17 protein-coding genes are annotated in these 17,906 nt (G+C 59.1%); 15 read left to right on the plus strand and 2 right to left on the minus strand.

Annotation, left to right across the window (positions count from 1 at the left end; genetic code table 11):
* The 7 genes from mepA (at window position 1) to FND52_RS07260 (ending at window position 6,274) form a co-directional block, all read left to right on the plus strand.
* Entirely contained in the window at window positions 1-825 is an 825-nt protein-coding gene (mepA, locus tag FND52_RS07230; protein ID WP_144130231.1) for a penicillin-insensitive murein endopeptidase, read from the plus strand.
* A gap of 22 nt (window positions 826-847) precedes the next feature.
* A complete protein-coding gene (locus FND52_RS07235; protein WP_125292049.1) occupies window positions 848-1,633 on the plus strand; it encodes a sulfite exporter TauE/SafE family protein in 786 nt (261 codons plus the stop codon).
* On the plus strand, window positions 1,633-2,181 hold the full coding sequence (locus FND52_RS07240; RefSeq protein ID WP_144130233.1) for an elongation factor P hydroxylase: 549 nt from the start codon (window positions 1,633-1,635) through the stop codon (window positions 2,179-2,181). Before FND52_RS07235 ends, FND52_RS07240 begins: the two co-directional genes overlap by 1 nt.
* 54 nt (window positions 2,182-2,235) lie before the next feature.
* The gene (locus FND52_RS07245) at window positions 2,236-2,514 is read left to right on the plus strand and encodes a YfcL family protein (protein WP_125291502.1); all 279 of its coding nucleotides are present in this window, start codon (window positions 2,236-2,238) and stop codon (window positions 2,512-2,514) included.
* A 350-nt stretch (window positions 2,515-2,864) separates the two neighbouring features.
* On the plus strand, window positions 2,865-4,970 hold the full coding sequence (gene cstA, locus FND52_RS07250; protein ID WP_125292050.1) for a pyruvate/proton symporter CstA: 2,106 nt from the start codon (window positions 2,865-2,867) through the stop codon (window positions 4,968-4,970).
* 80 nt (window positions 4,971-5,050) lie between these two features.
* The gene (locus tag FND52_RS07255) at window positions 5,051-5,248 is read left to right on the plus strand and encodes a YbdD/YjiX family protein (RefSeq protein WP_002463504.1); all 198 of its coding nucleotides are present in this window, start codon (window positions 5,051-5,053) and stop codon (window positions 5,246-5,248) included.
* Window positions 5,249-5,257: 9 nt separating this feature from the next.
* Entirely contained in the window at window positions 5,258-6,274 is a 1,017-nt protein-coding gene (locus tag FND52_RS07260; protein ID WP_144130235.1) for a CobW family GTP-binding protein, read from the plus strand.
* 38 nt (window positions 6,275-6,312) lie between these two features.
* On the opposite strand, the gene mnmC is transcribed toward FND52_RS07260, so the two are convergent.
* Window positions 6,313-8,319, minus strand: coding sequence for a bifunctional tRNA (5-methylaminomethyl-2-thiouridine)(34)-methyltransferase MnmC2/FAD-dependent 5-carboxymethylaminomethyl-2-thiouridine(34) oxidoreductase MnmC1 (mnmC, locus tag FND52_RS07265; protein WP_208737490.1), 2,007 nt, complete (start codon window positions 8,317-8,319; stop codon window positions 6,313-6,315).
* A 159-nt stretch (window positions 8,320-8,478) separates the two neighbouring features.
* Here mnmC and fabB point away from each other — a divergent pair, with 159 nt between their 5' ends.
* A complete protein-coding gene (gene fabB, locus FND52_RS07270; protein ID WP_125291505.1) occupies window positions 8,479-9,699 on the plus strand; it encodes a beta-ketoacyl-ACP synthase I in 1,221 nt (406 codons plus the stop codon).
* 56 nt (window positions 9,700-9,755) lie between these two features.
* On the opposite strand, the gene flk is transcribed toward fabB, so the two are convergent.
* Window positions 9,756-10,760, minus strand: coding sequence for a flagella biosynthesis regulator Flk (gene flk / locus FND52_RS07275; protein ID WP_125292051.1), 1,005 nt, complete (start codon window positions 10,758-10,760; stop codon window positions 9,756-9,758).
* A gap of 301 nt (window positions 10,761-11,061) precedes the next feature.
* Here flk and pdxB point away from each other — a divergent pair, with 301 nt between their 5' ends.
* The 7 genes from pdxB (at window position 11,062) to dedD (ending at window position 17,903) form a co-directional block, all read left to right on the plus strand.
* On the plus strand, window positions 11,062-12,198 hold the full coding sequence (gene pdxB / locus FND52_RS07280; protein WP_125291506.1) for a 4-phosphoerythronate dehydrogenase PdxB: 1,137 nt from the start codon (window positions 11,062-11,064) through the stop codon (window positions 12,196-12,198).
* Between the two features lie 67 nt (window positions 12,199-12,265).
* Entirely contained in the window at window positions 12,266-13,279 is a 1,014-nt protein-coding gene (locus FND52_RS07285) for an aspartate-semialdehyde dehydrogenase (RefSeq protein ID WP_144130239.1), read from the plus strand.
* The gene (gene truA, locus FND52_RS07290) at window positions 13,279-14,091 is read left to right on the plus strand and encodes a tRNA pseudouridine(38-40) synthase TruA (RefSeq protein WP_125291508.1); all 813 of its coding nucleotides are present in this window, start codon (window positions 13,279-13,281) and stop codon (window positions 14,089-14,091) included. The genes FND52_RS07285 and truA overlap by 1 nt, the downstream gene beginning before the upstream one ends.
* Before the next feature lie 24 nt (window positions 14,092-14,115).
* Window positions 14,116-14,775, plus strand: a complete 660-nt coding sequence (locus FND52_RS07295; RefSeq protein ID WP_144130241.1) for a DedA family protein — start codon at window positions 14,116-14,118, stop codon at window positions 14,773-14,775.
* A gap of 171 nt (window positions 14,776-14,946) precedes the next feature.
* Entirely contained in the window at window positions 14,947-15,867 is a 921-nt protein-coding gene (accD, locus tag FND52_RS07300) for an acetyl-CoA carboxylase, carboxyltransferase subunit beta (protein ID WP_185760696.1), read from the plus strand.
* A 70-nt stretch (window positions 15,868-15,937) separates the two neighbouring features.
* A complete protein-coding gene (folC, locus tag FND52_RS07305; RefSeq protein ID WP_144130242.1) occupies window positions 15,938-17,206 on the plus strand; it encodes a bifunctional tetrahydrofolate synthase/dihydrofolate synthase in 1,269 nt (422 codons plus the stop codon).
* Window positions 17,196-17,903 carry a cell division protein DedD gene (dedD, locus tag FND52_RS07310; RefSeq protein ID WP_144130244.1) on the plus strand — a complete coding sequence of 236 codons (708 nt, stop codon included), beginning with the start codon at window positions 17,196-17,198 and terminating at the stop codon, window positions 17,901-17,903. The genes folC and dedD overlap by 11 nt, the downstream gene beginning before the upstream one ends.
* The last annotated feature ends 3 nt before the right edge of the window (window positions 17,904-17,906 follow it).

Genomic DNA, 17,906 nt, shown 5'->3' on the forward strand with positions numbered 1-17,906 from the left:
ATGAAACGCTCCCTTATCGCCCTGGCGGCACTGCTGGTAAGTTCCGCCACGCTGGCCGCCACGCCGTGGCAAAAAGTGCCAAACCCGATCCCCGGTACGCCGCAGTCTATCGGCGCGTTTTCCAACGGCTGTATCGTGGGCGCGCAGGCGCTGCCGCTGGCCTCCGATCACTATCAAGTGATGCGTACCGATCAGCGCCGCTATTTCGGCCACCCGGAGCTGGTGAATTTCATCCAGCGCTTTAGTTCCCAGGTGAACGACTTAGGGATGGGAACGGTGCTGGTGGGGGATATGGGCATGGCCGCAGGCGGGCGTTTCGCCACCGGCCACGCCAGCCATCAAACCGGGCTGGACGTGGATATCTTCCTGCAACTGCCGAAAACCCGCTGGACGTCAACGCAGCTGCTGCGCCCGCAGGCGCTGGATCTGGTTGCGCCCAACGGCAAAACGGTGGTCGCGAGCCGCTGGAGCCCGCAGATCTATAACATGATCAAACTGGCGGCGCTGGATGACGAAGTGACGCGTATTTTCGTCAACCCGGCGATTAAACAGCAGCTGTGTCTGGACGCCGGCACCAACCGCGACTGGCTGAATAAAGTGCGCCCGTGGTTTGCCCATCGCGCCCATATGCACGTGCGCCTGCGCTGCCCGGCGGACAGCCTTGAGTGTATCGAGCAAGCCCCGCCACCGCCGGGAGACGGCTGTGGCGAAGAGTTGCAAAGCTGGTTCAAACCGGCGAAACCGGGTAGTCAATCACCTGAGAAGAAAACGCCTCCGCCACCACCGCCTTCCTGTCAGGCTCTGCTGGATGAACACGTACTTTAAGGATTAATTCGTGGATCTGTTTATGCTTTCTCCGCTGGTGATGGTGGGTCTGTTCTTCATCGCCATGCTCGCGGGGTTTATCGATGCGCTGGCGGGTGGGGGCGGATTGCTCACTATCCCGGCACTGCTGGCGACGGGGATGTCGCCCGCCCAGGCGTTAGCCACCAATAAACTTCAGGCCTGCGGCGGCTCGCTTTCCGCCTCGATCTACTTTATTCGCCGTAAAGTGGTGAGCCTGAAAGATCAAAAGCTCAATATCCTGATGACCTTTATCGGATCGACCAGCGGCGCGCTGCTGGTGCAGTTCGTGAAGTCGGACATTTTGCGCCAGATCCTGCCGATCCTGGTGATCGGCATTGGCCTTTACTTTCTGTTAATGCCTAAGTTGGGTGAAGAAGATCGCCAACGCCGTCTGTACGGCCTGCCGTTTGCCCTGGTGGCAGGCGGCTGCGTCGGTTTTTATGACGGCTTCTTCGGCCCTGGCGCAGGTTCGTTTTACGCGCTGGCGTTTGTCACGCTGTGTGGGTTTAATCTGGCGAAATCCACCGCTCATGCCAAAGTGCTCAACGCCACGTCGAACGTTGGCGGGCTGTTGCTGTTTATTATTGGCGGAAAAGTGGTGTGGGCCACCGGGTTTCTGATGATGGCCGGCCAGTTTATTGGGGCGCGGTTAGGTTCACGTCTGGTGCTCAGCAAAGGCCAGCAGCTTATCCGTCCGATGATTGTGATTGTTTCCGCTGTGATGAGCGCCAAACTGCTGTTCGACAGCCACGGCGCGGCGCTCCTTCAGTGGCTTGGGATACATTAATGAGCACTGCACACCACTATCAGCAGCTGGTCGATATTTTCGAGGGCTGCTTTTTTAACGAATTTAATACCCGTCTGATTAAAGGCGACGACGAACCGATCTATCTTCCGGCTGACGCGGATGCCCCGTATCACCGGATTGTGTTCGCCCACGGCTTTTACGCCAGCGCGCTGCACGAGATTTCCCACTGGTGCATCGCCGGCAAAGCGCGCCGCGAGCAGGTGGACTTTGGCTACTGGTATTGCCCGGACGGGCGCGATGCCCAGACCCAGTGCCAGTTTGAAGATGTGGAGATCAAACCTCAGGCACTGGACTGGCTGTTTTGCGAAGCGGCGGGTTTCCCGTTTAACGTCAGCTGCGACAACCTGGAAGGGGACTTCGAGCCGGATCGCATCAAGTTTCAGCGCCGGGTTCACGCTCAGGTGATGACGTGGCTGGAACAGGGCATCCCGGCGCGCCCGGCCCGGTTTATCGCCGCGCTTCAGGACTATTACCAAACGCCGCCGCTGACGGCGGACCGGTTTCCGTGGCCAGAAGACCTGTCCTGAGCCATGCTTTTTGTAGTTGAACCACATGATATGACGGGTAATTGAGGAAAGACGATGATCGCAGCATTCGAAGCACGCATTCTGGCGTTGATTGATGACATGGTTGAACACGCCAGTGATGACGAGCTGTTCGCCAGCGGCTACCTGCGCGGGCACCTGACGCTTGCCGTGGCGGAACTGGAAGGGGGCGACGATCACTCTGCCGACGCCCTGCACCAGAAAGTGACGGAAAGCCTGCAAAAAGCCATTGGCGCAGGCGAACTGACCCCGCGCGACCAGGCGCTGGTGTCCGGTATGTGGCAAACCCTGTTCGATAAAGCCCAGGCCAACTAGTCCGCTCCCCTTATGCCATCCTTTCCCGGGATGGCATGCTGCTTTTCCCCTTTTTCCTGCCTTTTTATCTGCTTAGCGCAGCGCTGCCCAGTAGCGTGACATCACCGAGACCCTGCCGGAAAGGTTGCAACAGGTTTGCCTTGTTAAGGTGATCTTGTTAACAAACTGAAACAAAGAGTTAGGAGAGGGCTGGTTTTCCCCGGTTGTGAGGTTGTTAAATCCTGCGGTTTGTTCTAGAAACAAATTGTAATGTATTGGTCACTCCTCATACCTCTTAGAGAACCTGAAGAGTTTGCGTTTCGCCTCGTGCAGGCAACCTGAACTGTGACGGACAAAAAATGGAAAACATGATGAATAACTCAGGGAAATACCTCCTCTGGGCAGTGCTCTCTTTAGTGGGCGCATTTGCTTTGGGATACATCGCTCTGAACCGGGGAGAGCAGATTAACGCGCTGTGGATTGTGGTTGCCGCAGTCTGTGTTTATCTGATCGCTTACCGCTTCTACGGGCTGTTTATCGCTAAACGGGTGCTGGTTGTGGACTCAACGCGTATGACGCCTGCGGTGCGCCATAACGATGGTCTGGACTATGTGCCTACCGATAAAAAAGTGCTGTTCGGCCACCACTTTGCGGCCATCGCCGGGGCAGGCCCGCTGGTCGGCCCGGTGCTGGCTGCGCAAATGGGTTATCTGCCGGGCATGCTGTGGATCCTCGCGGGCGTGGTTATCGCGGGTGCCGTGCAGGACTTTATGGTGTTGTTTGTCTCTACCCGCCGCGATGGTCGTTCCCTTGGCGAGCTGGTGAAAGAGGAGATGGGCAATACCGCCGGGGTGATCGCGCTGGTCGCCTGTTTCATGATCATGGTGATTATCCTCGCGGTACTGGCGATGATCGTGGTGAAAGCGCTGACCCACAGCCCGTGGGGCACCTACACCGTGGCCTTTACCATTCCGCTGGCGCTGTTTATGGGCGTCTACATTCGCTATCTGCGCCCGGGACGCATCGGCGAAGTGTCGGTCATTGGCCTGGTGCTGCTGATTTTCGCGATTATTTCCGGCGGTTGGGTGGCTGAAAGCCCGACCTGGGCTCCGTACTTTGACTTTACCGGCGTACAGCTGACCTGGATGCTGGTGGGCTACGGCTTTGTGGCGGCGGTACTGCCGGTATGGCTGCTGCTCGCGCCGCGTGACTATCTGTCGACCTTCCTGAAAATCGGCACCATCGTCGGGCTGGCTATCGGCATCCTGATTATGCGTCCGACCCTGACCATGCCGTCGATCACCAAGTTTATCGACGGGACCGGTCCGGTCTGGTCTGGCGACATGTTCCCGTTCCTGTTTATCACCATCGCCTGTGGCGCGGTGTCGGGTTTCCACGCGTTGATCTCCTCCGGCACCACGCCGAAGATGCTGGCTAACGAAAATCAGGCCTGCCTGATTGGCTACGGCGGCATGCTGATGGAGTCTTTCGTGGCGATCATGGCGCTGGTGGCGGCGTGCGTCATCGACCCGGGCGTGTACTTCGCCATGAACAGCCCGATGGCGGTGCTGGCTCCGGCGGGTACCACCGATGTGGTGGCCTCTGCGGCGCAAGTGGTCAGCGGCTGGGGCTTCCAGATCACCCCGGAAACCCTGACGCAAATCGCTAACGAAGTAGGCGAGCAGTCGATCATCTCCCGTGCGGGCGGCGCACCGACCCTGGCGGTCGGGATGGCGTACATTCTGCATGGCGCGCTGGGTGGCCTGATGGATGTCTCCTTCTGGTATCACTTCGCGATCCTGTTTGAAGCGCTGTTCATCCTGACAGCGGTGGATGCCGGTACCCGTGCCGCGCGCTTTATGTTGCAGGATTTGCTGGGCGTGATCTCTCCGGGCCTGAAGCGTACCGACTCGCTGCCGGCTAACATCCTGGCGACGGCGCTGTGCGTACTGGCGTGGGGTTACTTCCTGCACCAGGGCGTGGTTGACCCGCTGGGCGGCATCAACACCCTGTGGCCGCTGTTTGGTATCGCCAACCAGATGCTGGCAGGTATGGCGCTGATGCTCTGCGCGGTGGTACTGTTCAAGATGAAACGCCAACGCTACGCATGGGTTGCGCTGGTTCCCACTGCATGGCTGCTGATTTGCACCATGACGGCGGGCTGGCAGAAAGCGTTTAGCCCGGATGCCAAAGTAGGCTTCCTGGCTATCGCCAACAAATTCCAGGCGATGATCGACAGCGGCAATATCCCGGCGCAGTACACTCAGGCGCAGTTGGCTCGGCTGGTGTTTAACAACCGTCTGGATGCGGGCCTGACGATCTTCTTTATGGTGGTAGTGGTAGTGATTGCGCTGTTCTCCATTAAGACCGCGCTGGCGGCACTGAAAGTCGATAAGCCCACCGCGAAAGAGGTGCCTTACGAGCCGATGCCGGAAAACTATCAGGATATCGTTACCCAGGCGAAAAGCGCCCACTAACGGTTGAATGACAGTTAAGTAATCCACTCCCCGGCTTAGCGGCTGGGGAGTTTTTGGCTTTAAATAGAGAAGGAGACGGTATGTTTGATACCTTAGCCAAAGCCGGTAAATATCTGGGCCAGGCGGCGAAATTAATGGTGGGCGTACCGGATTACGATAACTATGTTCAGCACATCCGGCTTAATCATCCCGATCAAACGCCGATGACCTATGAAGAGTTTTTCCGCGAACGCCAGGATGCACGCTACGGCGGGAAAGGCGGAGCCCGCTGCTGTTAAGGAAACGAGATGAACCAGGCTGTTGCAGTCACGCTGTTAACCGGCTTTCTGGGGGCAGGTAAAACCACCCTGATTAACCATTTTCTCACCCACCACGCCGACGCGTCGGTGGCGATTCTGGAAAACGAATTCGGCGCGGTGAATATTGACGGCGCGCTGCTGCGCGGCGGCGATAACGTCAACGTGGTCGAATTGTCCAACGGCTGCGTCTGTTGCAGCGTGCGCGGCGAATTCACCGCTGCGCTCACTGAACTGCTGGCCCAGCGCCAGCGCGGCGAGCTCACTTTCGATCGCCTGATCGTTGAAACCACCGGCCTTGCCGACCCGGCACCGATTATCCAGACCTTTTTCGTTGAAGAGGCGCTGCGTGAGGCGCTGCGGCTGGACGCGGTGATTACCCTGGCGGACTGCCACCATATTTCTCGCCAGCTGGATGAACATCCGGTTGCCGCTTCGCAGCTCGGGTTCGCCGATCGTATTTTGCTGACCAAAGCGGATACCTGTGACGAACAGCAGCACAGCGAGGCGCTGGCGCGCATTCACCAGATCAACAGCAAAGCCGAGATCTACCAGATCGAAAACGGCGTCTGCCCGGCGGATCTGTGGCTGGATCTCAACGCCTTCGAGCTGAGCGACGCGAACAGCCTGACCAAAGGTTTCCACGCGATCCGCCCAGCCGACCAGTCCGCACCGCGCTTCACTCCGTTTAAAGAAATTAAACGCTCCTGGGATGACGCTATTCAGGCGCACGTGTTTGAAGCGGGCTGGATGGATTTGCACAAGGCTGGGGCGTTTATGGAGCAGTGCGTGGAGCGCTACGGCAACGATATGCTGCGCTATAAAGGCGTACTGGCGATTGCCGGAAACCCCCAGCGCCTGATTGTTCAGGGCGTGCATAAAGTGGTGGGTTTTGATTACGGCTCGCCCTGGCATGAGGGTGAAACGCCCCAGTCGCGGCTGGTGATTATCGGGCGCTACCTGCCTGTTGATGAGCTGCGCACGGCGTTTGCTCAGGCTACCGCGTAATAACCGGCGGATGCGTTAATCCGTATCCGCCGCTGCTTTTATTTTACCGCTTTTCCCTTCAGCAACTTTCGCACCCACAGCCGGTTTGGATTGAGCGCCGCCAGCGTCGGGCCGTCCATTGGGATCGGTTCATCGCACATCTGGGCGGCGAGGATCTCTGCCGCCAGCGGCGCGCTGCACAGCCCGCGCGAGCCCAGCGCGCCGAGCATAAACAGATTGGGATGCACCGGCGCGGCAGGGACGTTTTCCCGCCCGGCGCTGTGCCGGAATAAATCCTGATACTGGTCAAGCAGGGCAGGGTAGTCAGCAACGTTTCCCACCATCGGCATATGATCCCGGGTGGCGCAGCGCACCCCGACCCGCGCCTCGCCCGCGCTCACATCCACCTCGCGCGGCCAGGCCTGGTCCGGGAAACAGTCGATCAGCCGCTGGCGGTTATGCTGCTGGTCGTCCTCGCTGTACTGTACGGTTTCCATTCCGCGATGATAGCTGGCGCCAATGCAGTGATGCTGGTTTTGCGGGTTCATCGGCGTCAGATAGCCGTCATAGCACAGCACCTGACGCAGCGCCGACAGCTGCGGCGTCGTAGGAATATGGCTCACCTGACCCGCCACTGCGTATACCGGCTGCATCGCGGTTTGCGCAAACTGATTCAGCTTGCTGCCGTTGGCTAACACCAGCGCGTCATGGGCGGCCTGCTGCCCGTCGGCAAAGGCCAGTTGCCAGCGTCCGGCATGATGGAATTGCTTTACTGAATGCCGGTAATGCACCGTTAATCCCTGCTGTTCGGCCAGCGCGATCGCGCCTGCCGTGAGCTGCGCCGGGCACAGCCAGCCGCCGAGCGGGTATTCAATCCCCCCGCAGTCAGTCTCAACGCCGCTGCGGGCCAATACCGCTTGCGCATCCACGCCACGCGCCACGTTTTCCGGCAGATCCAGCGCCAGCATTTCATGGATTTTCGCGGCGCTTTTTTCATCCCAGCCCAGTTGGGTGACGCCGCACCAGTCATGATCGAACGCAACCGGCAGCGCGTCATACAGGCGACGGGCAAAGGTAAACGCAGCCGGAAAAAAGCGCGTCAGCGCCGGGTTGCTGTGGCTGATTAACGGGTATAGCGCCCCCTGCCGGTTGCCGGACGCGCCCTGCGCCGGCGCATCGTCCTCGCAATACAGCGTCACGCGCTTGCCACGCCGCAATAGGGCTAACGCCAGCAGAGCGCTGGCGACGCCGCCGCCGACTATCGCTACGTCATCCCCTTGCGCCGCCTGTCGTTGATACCAGGGCGTCAGCGAACGCGCGGGCAGGGCGCTTTCCAGCACGCCGGTGAGCATTTCGCGCTTACGGCCAAAGCCTTTTCTTTTCTGCATGGTAAACCTGGCCTCCTGCAAGCCACGGCGAACAAAGCCCGCAGAGGTAAAGGTTGCCAGCGTTGCGCCGGGCCGCGCCAGCCGGGCCATGGCGTTAAACAGCTGCGACGTCCACATGTCCGGGTTTTTGGCCGGGGCGAAACCATCAAGAAACCACGCATCCACCTGGCCCTGTAACGCGTCATCTAACTCGGGGATCAGTTCATTGACGTCGCCCAGCCACAAATCCAGCGTCACGCGTCCGTTATCGAACAACAGGCGCTGGCAGCCCGCCAGCAGCGGCGGCCACTGGCGATGCAGCTTTTCCGCCCAGGGCGCGAGTTCAGGCCACGCGGCGTGGGCGCGCGCTAAATCCTCCGCCTGAAGCGGGAATTTTTCGAAGCTAACGAAGTGCAGCCGGTTTAGCGTTGCCTCGGGATGGGCAGCGCAAAACGCGTCAAACGCCTGCCAGAGCGTAAGAAAATTGAGCCCGGTGCCAAAGCCGGTTTCCGCCACGGTAAACAGCGTGCGAGCGTGCTGCGCAAAGCGCGCCGGCAGCTGATTTCCCGCCAAAAAGACGTAGCGCGTCTCTTCCAGACCGTTGTCATTGGAAAAGTAAACATCGTCAAAATCTCGGGAAACAGGTGTACCCTCATTATTGAAGTCAAGGGTGGCAGGTTTGATGGTGGAATGTTTCACGTAAGTTACTCGTCTGACAGGCAGTGGCACGATCTTAGCGATGTGGGGCGGGCGGCGCAAATTTACCGGCAAATCGTCTGATCGGACTTGTTCGGCGTACAACTGTACGCTATTGTGCCACTCGACTCTTATTATTAGTGCGACTGACAGAGGTATTAGATGAAACGTGCAGTGATTACTGGCCTGGGTATCGTATCCAGCATCGGTAATAACCAGCAGGAAGTCCTGGCATCCCTTCGTGAAGGGCGCTCAGGTATTACTTTCTCTCAAGAGCTGAAAGATTCCGGTATGCGTAGCCACGTTTGGGGCAACGTAAAACTGGACACCACCGGTCTGATCGACCGCAAAGTGGTGCGCTTTATGAGCGATGCGTCGATTTATGCATACCTCTCGATGGAGCAGGCCATTCAGGATGCCGGTCTTTCTGACGAAGCCTACCAGAACAACCCGCGCGTTGGTCTGATCGCCGGTTCCGGCGGCGGCTCCCCGCGCTACCAGGTGTTCGGCGCTGACGCGATGCGCAGCCCGCGCGGCCTGAAAGCGGTCGGCCCATATGTGGTGACCAAATCCATGGCATCCGGCGTGTCCGCCTGCCTGGCGACCCCGTTCAAAATTCACGGCGTGAACTACTCCATCAGCTCCGCTTGCGCCACTTCCGCACACTGTATCGGTAACGCGGTTGAGCAGATCCAACTGGGCAAACAGGACATCGTGTTTGCTGGCGGCGGCGAAGAGCTGTGCTGGGAAATGGCCTGTGAGTTCGACGCCATGGGCGCGCTGTCGACCAAATACAACGAAACGCCGGACAAAGCGTCCCGCACCTATGACACGGACCGTGACGGTTTCGTGATCGCAGGCGGCGGCGGTATGGTCGTGGTGGAAGAGCTGGAACACGCCCTGGCGCGTGGCGCGCACATCTATGCGGAAATCGTCGGTTACGGCGCAACGTCCGATGGCGCAGACATGGTGGCACCTTCTGGCGAAGGCGCAGTGCGCTGCATGCAGATGGCGATGCACGGCGTTGATACCCCAATCGATTACCTGAACACCCACGGGACTTCCACGCCGGTTGGCGATGTGAAAGAACTGGGCGCGATCCGCGAAGTGTTCGGCGATAAATCTCCGGCGCTGTCCGCTACCAAAGCCATGACCGGTCACTCTCTGGGTGCGGCAGGCGTCCAGGAAGCCATTTACTCCCTGCTGATGCTGGAGCACGGCTTTATCGCCCCGAGCATCAACATCGAGAATCTGGACCCGCAGGCGGAAGGGTTGAATGTCATCACTGAAACCACCGAGCGTGAACTCACTACCGTGATGTCCAACAGCTTCGGCTTCGGCGGCACCAACGCCACGCTGGTGATGCGTAAGTACAACGCGTAATCGCAGCGACATAAAAAAAGGGCCTCTAAGGCCCTTTTTGCGTTTCTGAACGCCGGTTACAGCACCATCATTATCACCACAATCGCCACCACCAGCGCGAACAGCACCAGGCCCGGACGGGCGGAAAGCTGGCGCAGCGGTTCCATTAACGCAGGGATCAGCGGGCTGTAAATCGGCTGGATGTCACGGGTCTCCAGCGGCGACGCGTTACCGGCAACGCGCAGGGCGAACACCTGATTCAGCACATCCTGAATTTGCGCCGTGGTCAGCACCGTCTGCGGCGTGGCCTGCCAGCGCTGCTGGGTGTAATCGACAATCTCCTGCCATTCGTGTGACGCCATCGGCTGGCGCAAGGCGGTTTGCAGGGAGATCAGCGTCGGGGCCGCCTGCTGAACCAGCGTCTGTCGCGCCTGTAGCCAGGTATTCAACGGGGCGAAATGCTTAGCCGGGATCAACTCGCCGGTTTTGACGCCTGCCAGCTCCAGCATCGATTGCCAGATCAGCTTCGGCGATTCGCCAGTGGCGGCGGCCAGTTTGATGACCTGCTGATTCAGCGTGTTGTGCTCGGCGGGCAGCAGCGGGCGCTCGGTCGCCGGGCGCTGCTGCGGCTGCGGGATCGCCATCTGGCCGTTTTGCAACAGCACCAGCACACTCTTTAACTGCTCGGGCGACAGCTGGCTCAGCGCGGTCTGACCAAACTGCTGGCGAATATAATCGCTCGCCGCCTGGCGGTTGTTGCCCACGTTCAGCAGCTCGGTCAGTTGCGACAGCAGCTGCCTGCCGGAATGGGTGCTTTCCGCGCTGGTCAGGCGTTGATTCAAATTTTGCTCGGCGGCGGGAAAATGGCGCGACTGCAACGGCATCTCTTGTTTCAGCCCCAAATCGTGGCGCAGGCTGGCCCAGACCTCGCTGCTCTGCTGCTGCGTCAGCGCGATGATGCGGGTAATCAGCCGCTCAAGCTGGGTACGCTGTTGGGATGAGAGCGGGAGTTCACCGGCTGTGGTCTGCGGGGAGGGAGGTTCTCCCGGAGGGCGGGCGGGTGCGCCCTGGACTGGTTGCATCATAGTAAATCCTGACTTCGCCTTCGGTCTCGTGTATGACTAAGGGCGAGATTATGGCACACTTACCGCCAGCCCCATTAGGGCTATTTTATTTGCCATTTTGTATCTGGGCAGTGCTCACAAAGGTTTACCTTTGAACGCCCACAGGGCGGCCCGAAGGGTGAGCGAAGCGAATAACCTCCTCACGTACTACGTGTACGCTGCGGGCTTTGCGCGCTGTCCAAATCCAAAATGGCTGCAACAATAATACCTACAGGGGCTGGCGTGCGCCCATCTCCCGCACATTAACAGGTACTGTAACGTGAAAATTCTCGTTGATGAAAATATGCCTTATGCCCGCGAACTGTTTGCCCGTTTGGGTGAGGTAAAAGCGGTGCCGGGGCGGCCGATTCCGGTGGCCGAACTGGATGATGCCGATGCGTTGATGGTGCGTTCGGTGACCAAAGTTAACGGCCAGTTGCTGGACGGAAAAGGTGTCCGCTTCGTCGGCACCGCGACGGCAGGCACCGATCACGTAGATCAGGATTATTTACATCAGGCGGGGATCGCGTTTTCCGCAGCACCCGGCTGTAATGCTATTGCCGTCGTGGAATACGTGTTTTCCGCGCTGCTGATGCTGGCGGAGCGCGACGGATTCGAACTGACCGACCGCACCGTGGGTATTGTCGGCGTCGGCAACGTCGGCGGGCGCTTGCAAAAGCGTCTGGAAGCGCTGGGCGTGCGCACGCTGCTGTGCGATCCGCCGCGCGCCGATAACGGCGAGCCGGGCGATTTCCAGCCGCTGGATAAGCTGGTCGAAGAGGCCGACATCCTGACCTTCCACACCCCGTTGTACAAAGACGGTCCGTACAAAACCTGGCATCTGGCGGATGAAGCGCTAATCTCGCGCCTCAAGCCGGGCGCGATTTTGATCAACGCCTGCCGTGGCGCGGTGGTGGATAACGCCGCTCTGCTGAAATGCCTCGACGCGGGCCAGAAGCTCAGCACCGTACTTGACGTCTGGGAACCGGAGCCGGATCTCAACGTGGCGCTGCTGGATAAAGTCGATATCGGCACCGCGCATATCGCCGGTTACACCCTTGAAGGCAAAGCGCGTGGCACCACTCAGGTGTTTGAAGCCTATAGCGCGTTTATCGGCAAGCCGCAGCAAATCGCCCTCGACTCGCTGCTGCCCGCGCCAGAATTTGGCCGCATCACCCTGCATGGCCCGTTAGATCAGCCAACGCTGAAAAGACTGGTGCATCTGGTGTATGATGTGCGCCGCGATGACGCGCCGCTGCGTAAAGTGGCTGGCGTGGCGGGTGAATTCGATAAGCTGCGTAAGCATTATCTTGAGCGCCGCGAATGGTCGTCCCTGTTTATTCAGTGCGATGACGCCGCGGCGGCGAAGCTGCTCTCTGCGCTCGGGTTTAACGCCGTACACCATTCGGCGCGTTAATCATCTTCTTTTACGTTCCCTGCCTTTTGGGGCAGGGACGCTGTTCTATTTTCTGGAGTAAACCACCATGTCTGAAGGCTGGAACATTGCCGTACTGGGCGCGACGGGCGCCGTGGGCGAAGCCCTGCTTGAACAACTTGCGGAACGTCAATTCCCGGTGGGTGAACTGTTTGCCCTGGCGCGCAGCGAAAGCGCGGGCGAAACCCTGCGTTTTGCGGGTAAAAGCGTGATGGTGCAGGACGCCGCCGAATTTGACTGGACCCAGGCGCAGCTCGCGTTCTTTGTGGCCGGTCAGGACGCCACCGCGCAGTACGCGGACGATGCTGCTAACGCGGGCTGCCTGGTGATTGATGCCAGCGGTCTGTACGCGCTGGAGCCGGATGTGCCGCTGGTCGTGCCGGAAGTGAATCCGTTCGTGCTGGCGGATTACCGCAACCGTAATCTGGTCGCGATTCCCGATAGCCTGACCAGCCAGCTGCTGGTGGCGTTAAAGCCGCTGATCGATGAAGGCGGCCTGGCGCGCATTCAGGTCACCAGCCTGCTGTCCGCGTCGGCGAAAGGCAAAGTGGCGGTTGACGCCCTGGCGGGCCAGAGCGCCAAACTGCTCAACGGTATCCCGGTTGATGAAGACGATTTCTTTGGCCGTCAGCTGGCGTTTAACGTTCTGCCGCTTCTGCCGGATAGCCAGGGCAGCGTGCGCGAAGAGCGCCGCATCGTCGATGAAGTCCGTAAAATCCTCCAGGATGAGATGCTGATGATCTCCGCCACCTGCGTTCAGTCGCCGGTATTTTACGGCCATGCGCAGATGGTCAATTTTGAAGCCATGCGCCCGCTGTCGTTTGAAGAAGCGCGCGATGCCTTTGGCCGTGGCGAAGAAGTGGTGTTATCCCCCGCTAATGAATTCCCTACCCAGGTGGGCGACGCCTCCGGCAACGCTCAGCTTTCTGTCGGCTGCGTGCGTAACGATTACGGCATGCCCGAGCAGATCCAGTTCTGGTCTGTCGCGGATAACGTACGCTTCGGCGGCGCGCTGATGGCGGTGAAAGTGGCGGAGAAATTAGTGCAGGAGTATTTGTACTGATGTCTGAGCTTCAGGATGTGCCGGTGCGCAAAATCGCGCTCGGCATTGAGTACGACGGCAGTAAATATTACGGCTGGCAGCGCCAGAATGAAGTGCGCAGCGTGCAGGAAAAACTCGAAAAGGCGCTGAGCCAGGTGGCGAATGCGCCGGTTAACGTGTTTTGCGCCGGGCGCACCGATGCGGGCGTTCACGCCACCGGCCAGGTGGTGCACTTTGAAACCCAGGCCGTCCGCAAAGACGCCGCCTGGACGCTGGGTGTAAATGCGAATTTACCTGGTGACATCGCGGTGCGCTGGGTCAAAGATGTGCCGGACGATTTTCATGCCCGATTTAGCGCAACGGCTCGCCGTTACCGCTATGTCATCTACAATCATCGTCTGCGTCCTGCAGTATTGCAGCAGGGCGTCACCCATTATCACCAGCCGCTGGATGCTGAACGCATGCATCGCGCGGCCCAGTGCTTGATCGGTGAAAATGATTTTACCTCGTTTCGCGCCGTGCAATGTCAGTCGCGCACCCCGTGGCGCAATCTGATGCACATTAACGTCGCGCGATTCGGGGCGTATGTGGTGGTCGATATCAAAGCGAATGCTTTTGTACATCATATGGTCAGGAATATTGTTGGCAGCCTGATGGAAGTAGGGTGCGGCAACCAGCCGGAGAGCTGGATTGAGGAGTTGCTGGCGGTGAAGGATCGTACGCTTGCGGCAGCGACGGCGAAAGCGGAAGGGCTCTATCTGGTCAGCGTGGATTATCCTGACCGTTTCGAGCTGCCGAAGACGCCAATGGGCCCACTTTTTTTAGCTGACTAAAGGCTGTTGAGGACGTAACGCAGTATGGACATTATTCGCTTTGTGATCGATTTCATCCTGCACATTGATGTGCATCTGGCGGAGTTGGTCGCCGATTACGGGATTTGGGTTTACGCCATCCTGTTTTTGATTCTGTTTTGTGAAACCGGGCTGGTGGTCACGCCCTTCCTGCCGGGCGATTCGCTGCTGTTTGTCGCCGGGGCGATCTCCGCACTGCCGACCAACGATCTCAATGTTCACCTGATGGTGGCGTTAATGATCGTAGCGGCGATTATCGGCGATGCAGTGAATTACACCATTGGCAGATTGTTCGGCGAAAAGCTGTTCAGTAACCCGAACTCGAAAATTTTCCGCCGCAGCTATCTGGATAAAACCCATGCGTTTTACCAGCGTCACGGCGGGAAAACCATTATTCTCGCGCGTTTTGTGCCGATCGTGCGCACCTTTGCGCCGTTCGTCGCCGGGATGGGGCATATGTCCTATCGCCATTTCGCGGCCTATAACGTGATCGGCGCGCTGTTGTGGGTGCTGCTGTTTACCTACGCGGGTTACCTGTTCGGCGATTTGCCGATCGTGCAGGAAAACCTGAAGCTGCTGATTGTGGCGATCATCGTCCTGTCGGTATTGCCGGGCGTAGTGGAAATTATCCGCCACAAGCGAGCCGCGGCGCGCAGCGGCAGATAACTATCACGTTCATGAAACAAGAGCAGGATCGCGCGGTTAGACCACTTTTTTATCCCAACTCGCGGTTTGTTATGTTTTAATGAGCACCATTTATGGTCTGTCGGCGGTCAGAATTTATCCGCTGCCGACAGAAAAACTGGCATCGACCAGGTTCAGGCAGAAAGGTCATCAATGAGCTGGATTGAACGAATTCTCAATAAGAGCAATATCACCCCCACCCGTAAGGCGAGCATCCCTGAAGGGGTGTGGACCAAGTGCGACAGCTGCGGTCAGGTTCTCTACCGCGCCGAGCTGGAGCGTAACCTGGGGGTTTGCCCGAAGTGCGATCATCATATGCGTATGGCGGCACGTGACCGTCTGCACAGCCTGTTAGACGAAGGCTCCATGGTTGAACTGGGCAGCGAGCTTGAGCCGAAAGACGTGCTGAAGTTTAAAGACTCCAAAAAGTATAAAGATCGTCTGGCGAGTGCCCAGAAAGAAACCGGCGAAAAAGACGCGCTGGTGGTGATGAAAGGCACCCTGCATGATATGCCGGTGGTTGCGGCGGCGTTTGAGTTCTCCTTTATGGGCGGCTCGATGGGCTCGGTCGTGGGCGCGCGTTTTGTCCGTGCCGTTGAGCAGGCGCTGGAAGACAACTGCCCGCTGATCTGCTTCTCCGCGTCCGGCGGCGCGCGTATGCAGGAAGCGCTGATGTCGCTGATGCAGATGGCGAAAACCAGCGCCGCGCTGGCAAAAATGCAGGAGCGCGGCTTGCCGTATATCTCTGTGCTGACCGACCCGACCATGGGCGGCGTTTCCGCCAGCTTCGCGATGCTGGGCGATCTGAACATTGCCGAGCCGAAAGCGCTGATTGGCTTTGCCGGCCCGCGCGTTATCGAACAGACCGTGCGCGAAAAACTGCCTGCGGGCTTCCAGCGCAGCGAGTTCTTAATCGAAAAAGGGGCGATCGATATGATTATCCGTCGCCCTGAGCTGCGCCTGAAGCTGGCCAGCCTGCTGGCGAAAATGATGAATCTCCCGGCTCCAGGACCGGATGCGCCGCAGGAATCGATTGTGGTTCCGCCAGCGCCGGACCAGGAACAAGAGGCCTGATCGTCACGAAGGGCAGGGCCATAACGGCACTGCCCTTTTTGTTTATCCATCGCTAACACGTACGGGCATCATGGAAAAAGACTGCATTCCCCACGCCACGTCGCCCCTGGCTACGTGGCTTTCTTATCTGGAAAACCTGCACAGTAAAACCATCGACATGGGGCTGGAGCGCGTATCGCGCGTGGCGGCGACTCTTCAGGTTCAAAAGCCCGCGCCGTTTGTGTTTACGGTTGCCGGCACCAACGGAAAAGGCACCACCTGCCGCACCCTCGAAGCCATTCTGATGGCGTCCGGGTTGCGGGTTGGCGTTTACAGTTCGCCGCATCTGGTGCGCTATACCGAGCGGGTGCGCATTCAGGGCGCAGAGCTTTCGGAATCCGACCACACCGCGTCGTTCAGCGCGATTGAAAGTGCGCGCGGCGACACGTCCTTGACCTATTTCGAGTACGGCACGCTATCGGCGCTGTGGCTGTTTACGCAGTCGGCGCTGGACGTGGTGATTCTGGAAGTCGGCCTTGGCGGGCGTCTGGATGCCACCAACCTGGTGGACTGCGATGTGGCGGTTATCACCAGTATTGCTCTTGATCATACCGACTGGCTGGGGCCGGATCGCGAAAGCATTGGCCGCGAAAAAGCGGGCGTGTTCCGCGCGGGCAAACCGGCTATCGTCGGCGAGCCGGATATGCCCGCGTCCATCGCGGCGGTGGCTCAGGAAAAAGGCGCGCTGCTGGCGCGGCGCGGCGTCGACTGGGACTACCAGGCGAACGAGACCGGCTGGCATTTCCGCGATGCCCGGGGTGAACTGCGCGATCTGCCGCTGCCTCACGTGCCGCAGCCGAACGCCGCAACGGCGCTGGCGGCCATCCGCGCCAGCCAGCTGGCGGTGAGCGACGCCGCTATCCGCCAGGGTATTGCGCAGGCGCTGCTGCCGGGGCGCTTCCAGTGCGTCAGCGAATCACCGCGCGTGATCCTGGATGTGGCGCATAACCCGCATGCGGCGGCGTATCTGGCGAGCCAGATGCAGCGTTTGCCCGCGGGCGGGAAAGTGCTTGCGGTAATCGGCATGCTGCACGATAAAGATATTGCGGGCACGCTGGCCTGTCTGGAGCCGGTGGTAGATAGCTGGTATTGTGCCCCACTGGAGGGCCCGCGCGGTGCCACGGCTGAGCAACTGACGGCGCACCTGAAGCAGGGCGAGCGCTATCAAAGCGTTGTGCAAGCCTGGGATGCCGCCATGGCGCAGGCTCAACCGCAAGATACCGTACTGGTATGCGGTTCGTTTCATACCGTAGCGCATGTGATGGAAGCGATGGACGCGAGGAGGCGAGGTGGCGAGTAAATTTCAAAACCGATTAGTGGGCACGATTGTGCTGGTAGCGCTGGGCGTGATTTTGCTGCCAGGGCTGCTGGACGGCCAGAAAAAGCATTATCAGGATGAGTTTGCGGCGATCCCGCTGGTGCCGAAGCCAGGGGATACCGACGAGCCGGATATGCTGCCTGCCGCCACGCAGGCGCTGCCCGCGCAGCCGCCAGAAGGGGCGGCGGAAGAGATGAGGGCGGCGAACGCGGCGGCGTCTGCGATAGATACCGGGCGTGTGGCGAATAATGCCAATAATCTCGATCCGTTACCGGAACCGGAGCCTGTGCCACCGAGCAAACCGAAAGCGCAGGACACGCCGAAAAAACCGCAGACCAAACCGCAAAAAGATAAAACTGACGAGCAGTTGGCGATGCTGAGCGAAGAAGAGCCGCCGAAAAAAGCGGAGCCGACAAAAGCCGACGCGCCGCCGACCGGCAAAGCTTATGTGGTGCAGTTAGGCGCGCTTAAAAATGCCGACAAAGTGAATGAAATTGTTGGTAAACTGCGCGGCGCGGGTTACCGGGTTTATACGTCGCCGTCAACGCCGGTACAGGGTAAAATCACCCGCATTCTGGTTGGGCCGGATGCCTCGCGCGATAAATTAAAAGGATCGCTGGGCGAGCTTAACCAGCTTTCCGGGTTAAACGGGGTAGTGATGAATTATTCCGTAAACTGATGA

It is taken from the genome of Atlantibacter subterraneus (assembly GCF_007570865.1).
Lineage (GTDB): Bacteria > Pseudomonadota > Gammaproteobacteria > Enterobacterales > Enterobacteriaceae > Atlantibacter > Atlantibacter subterraneus.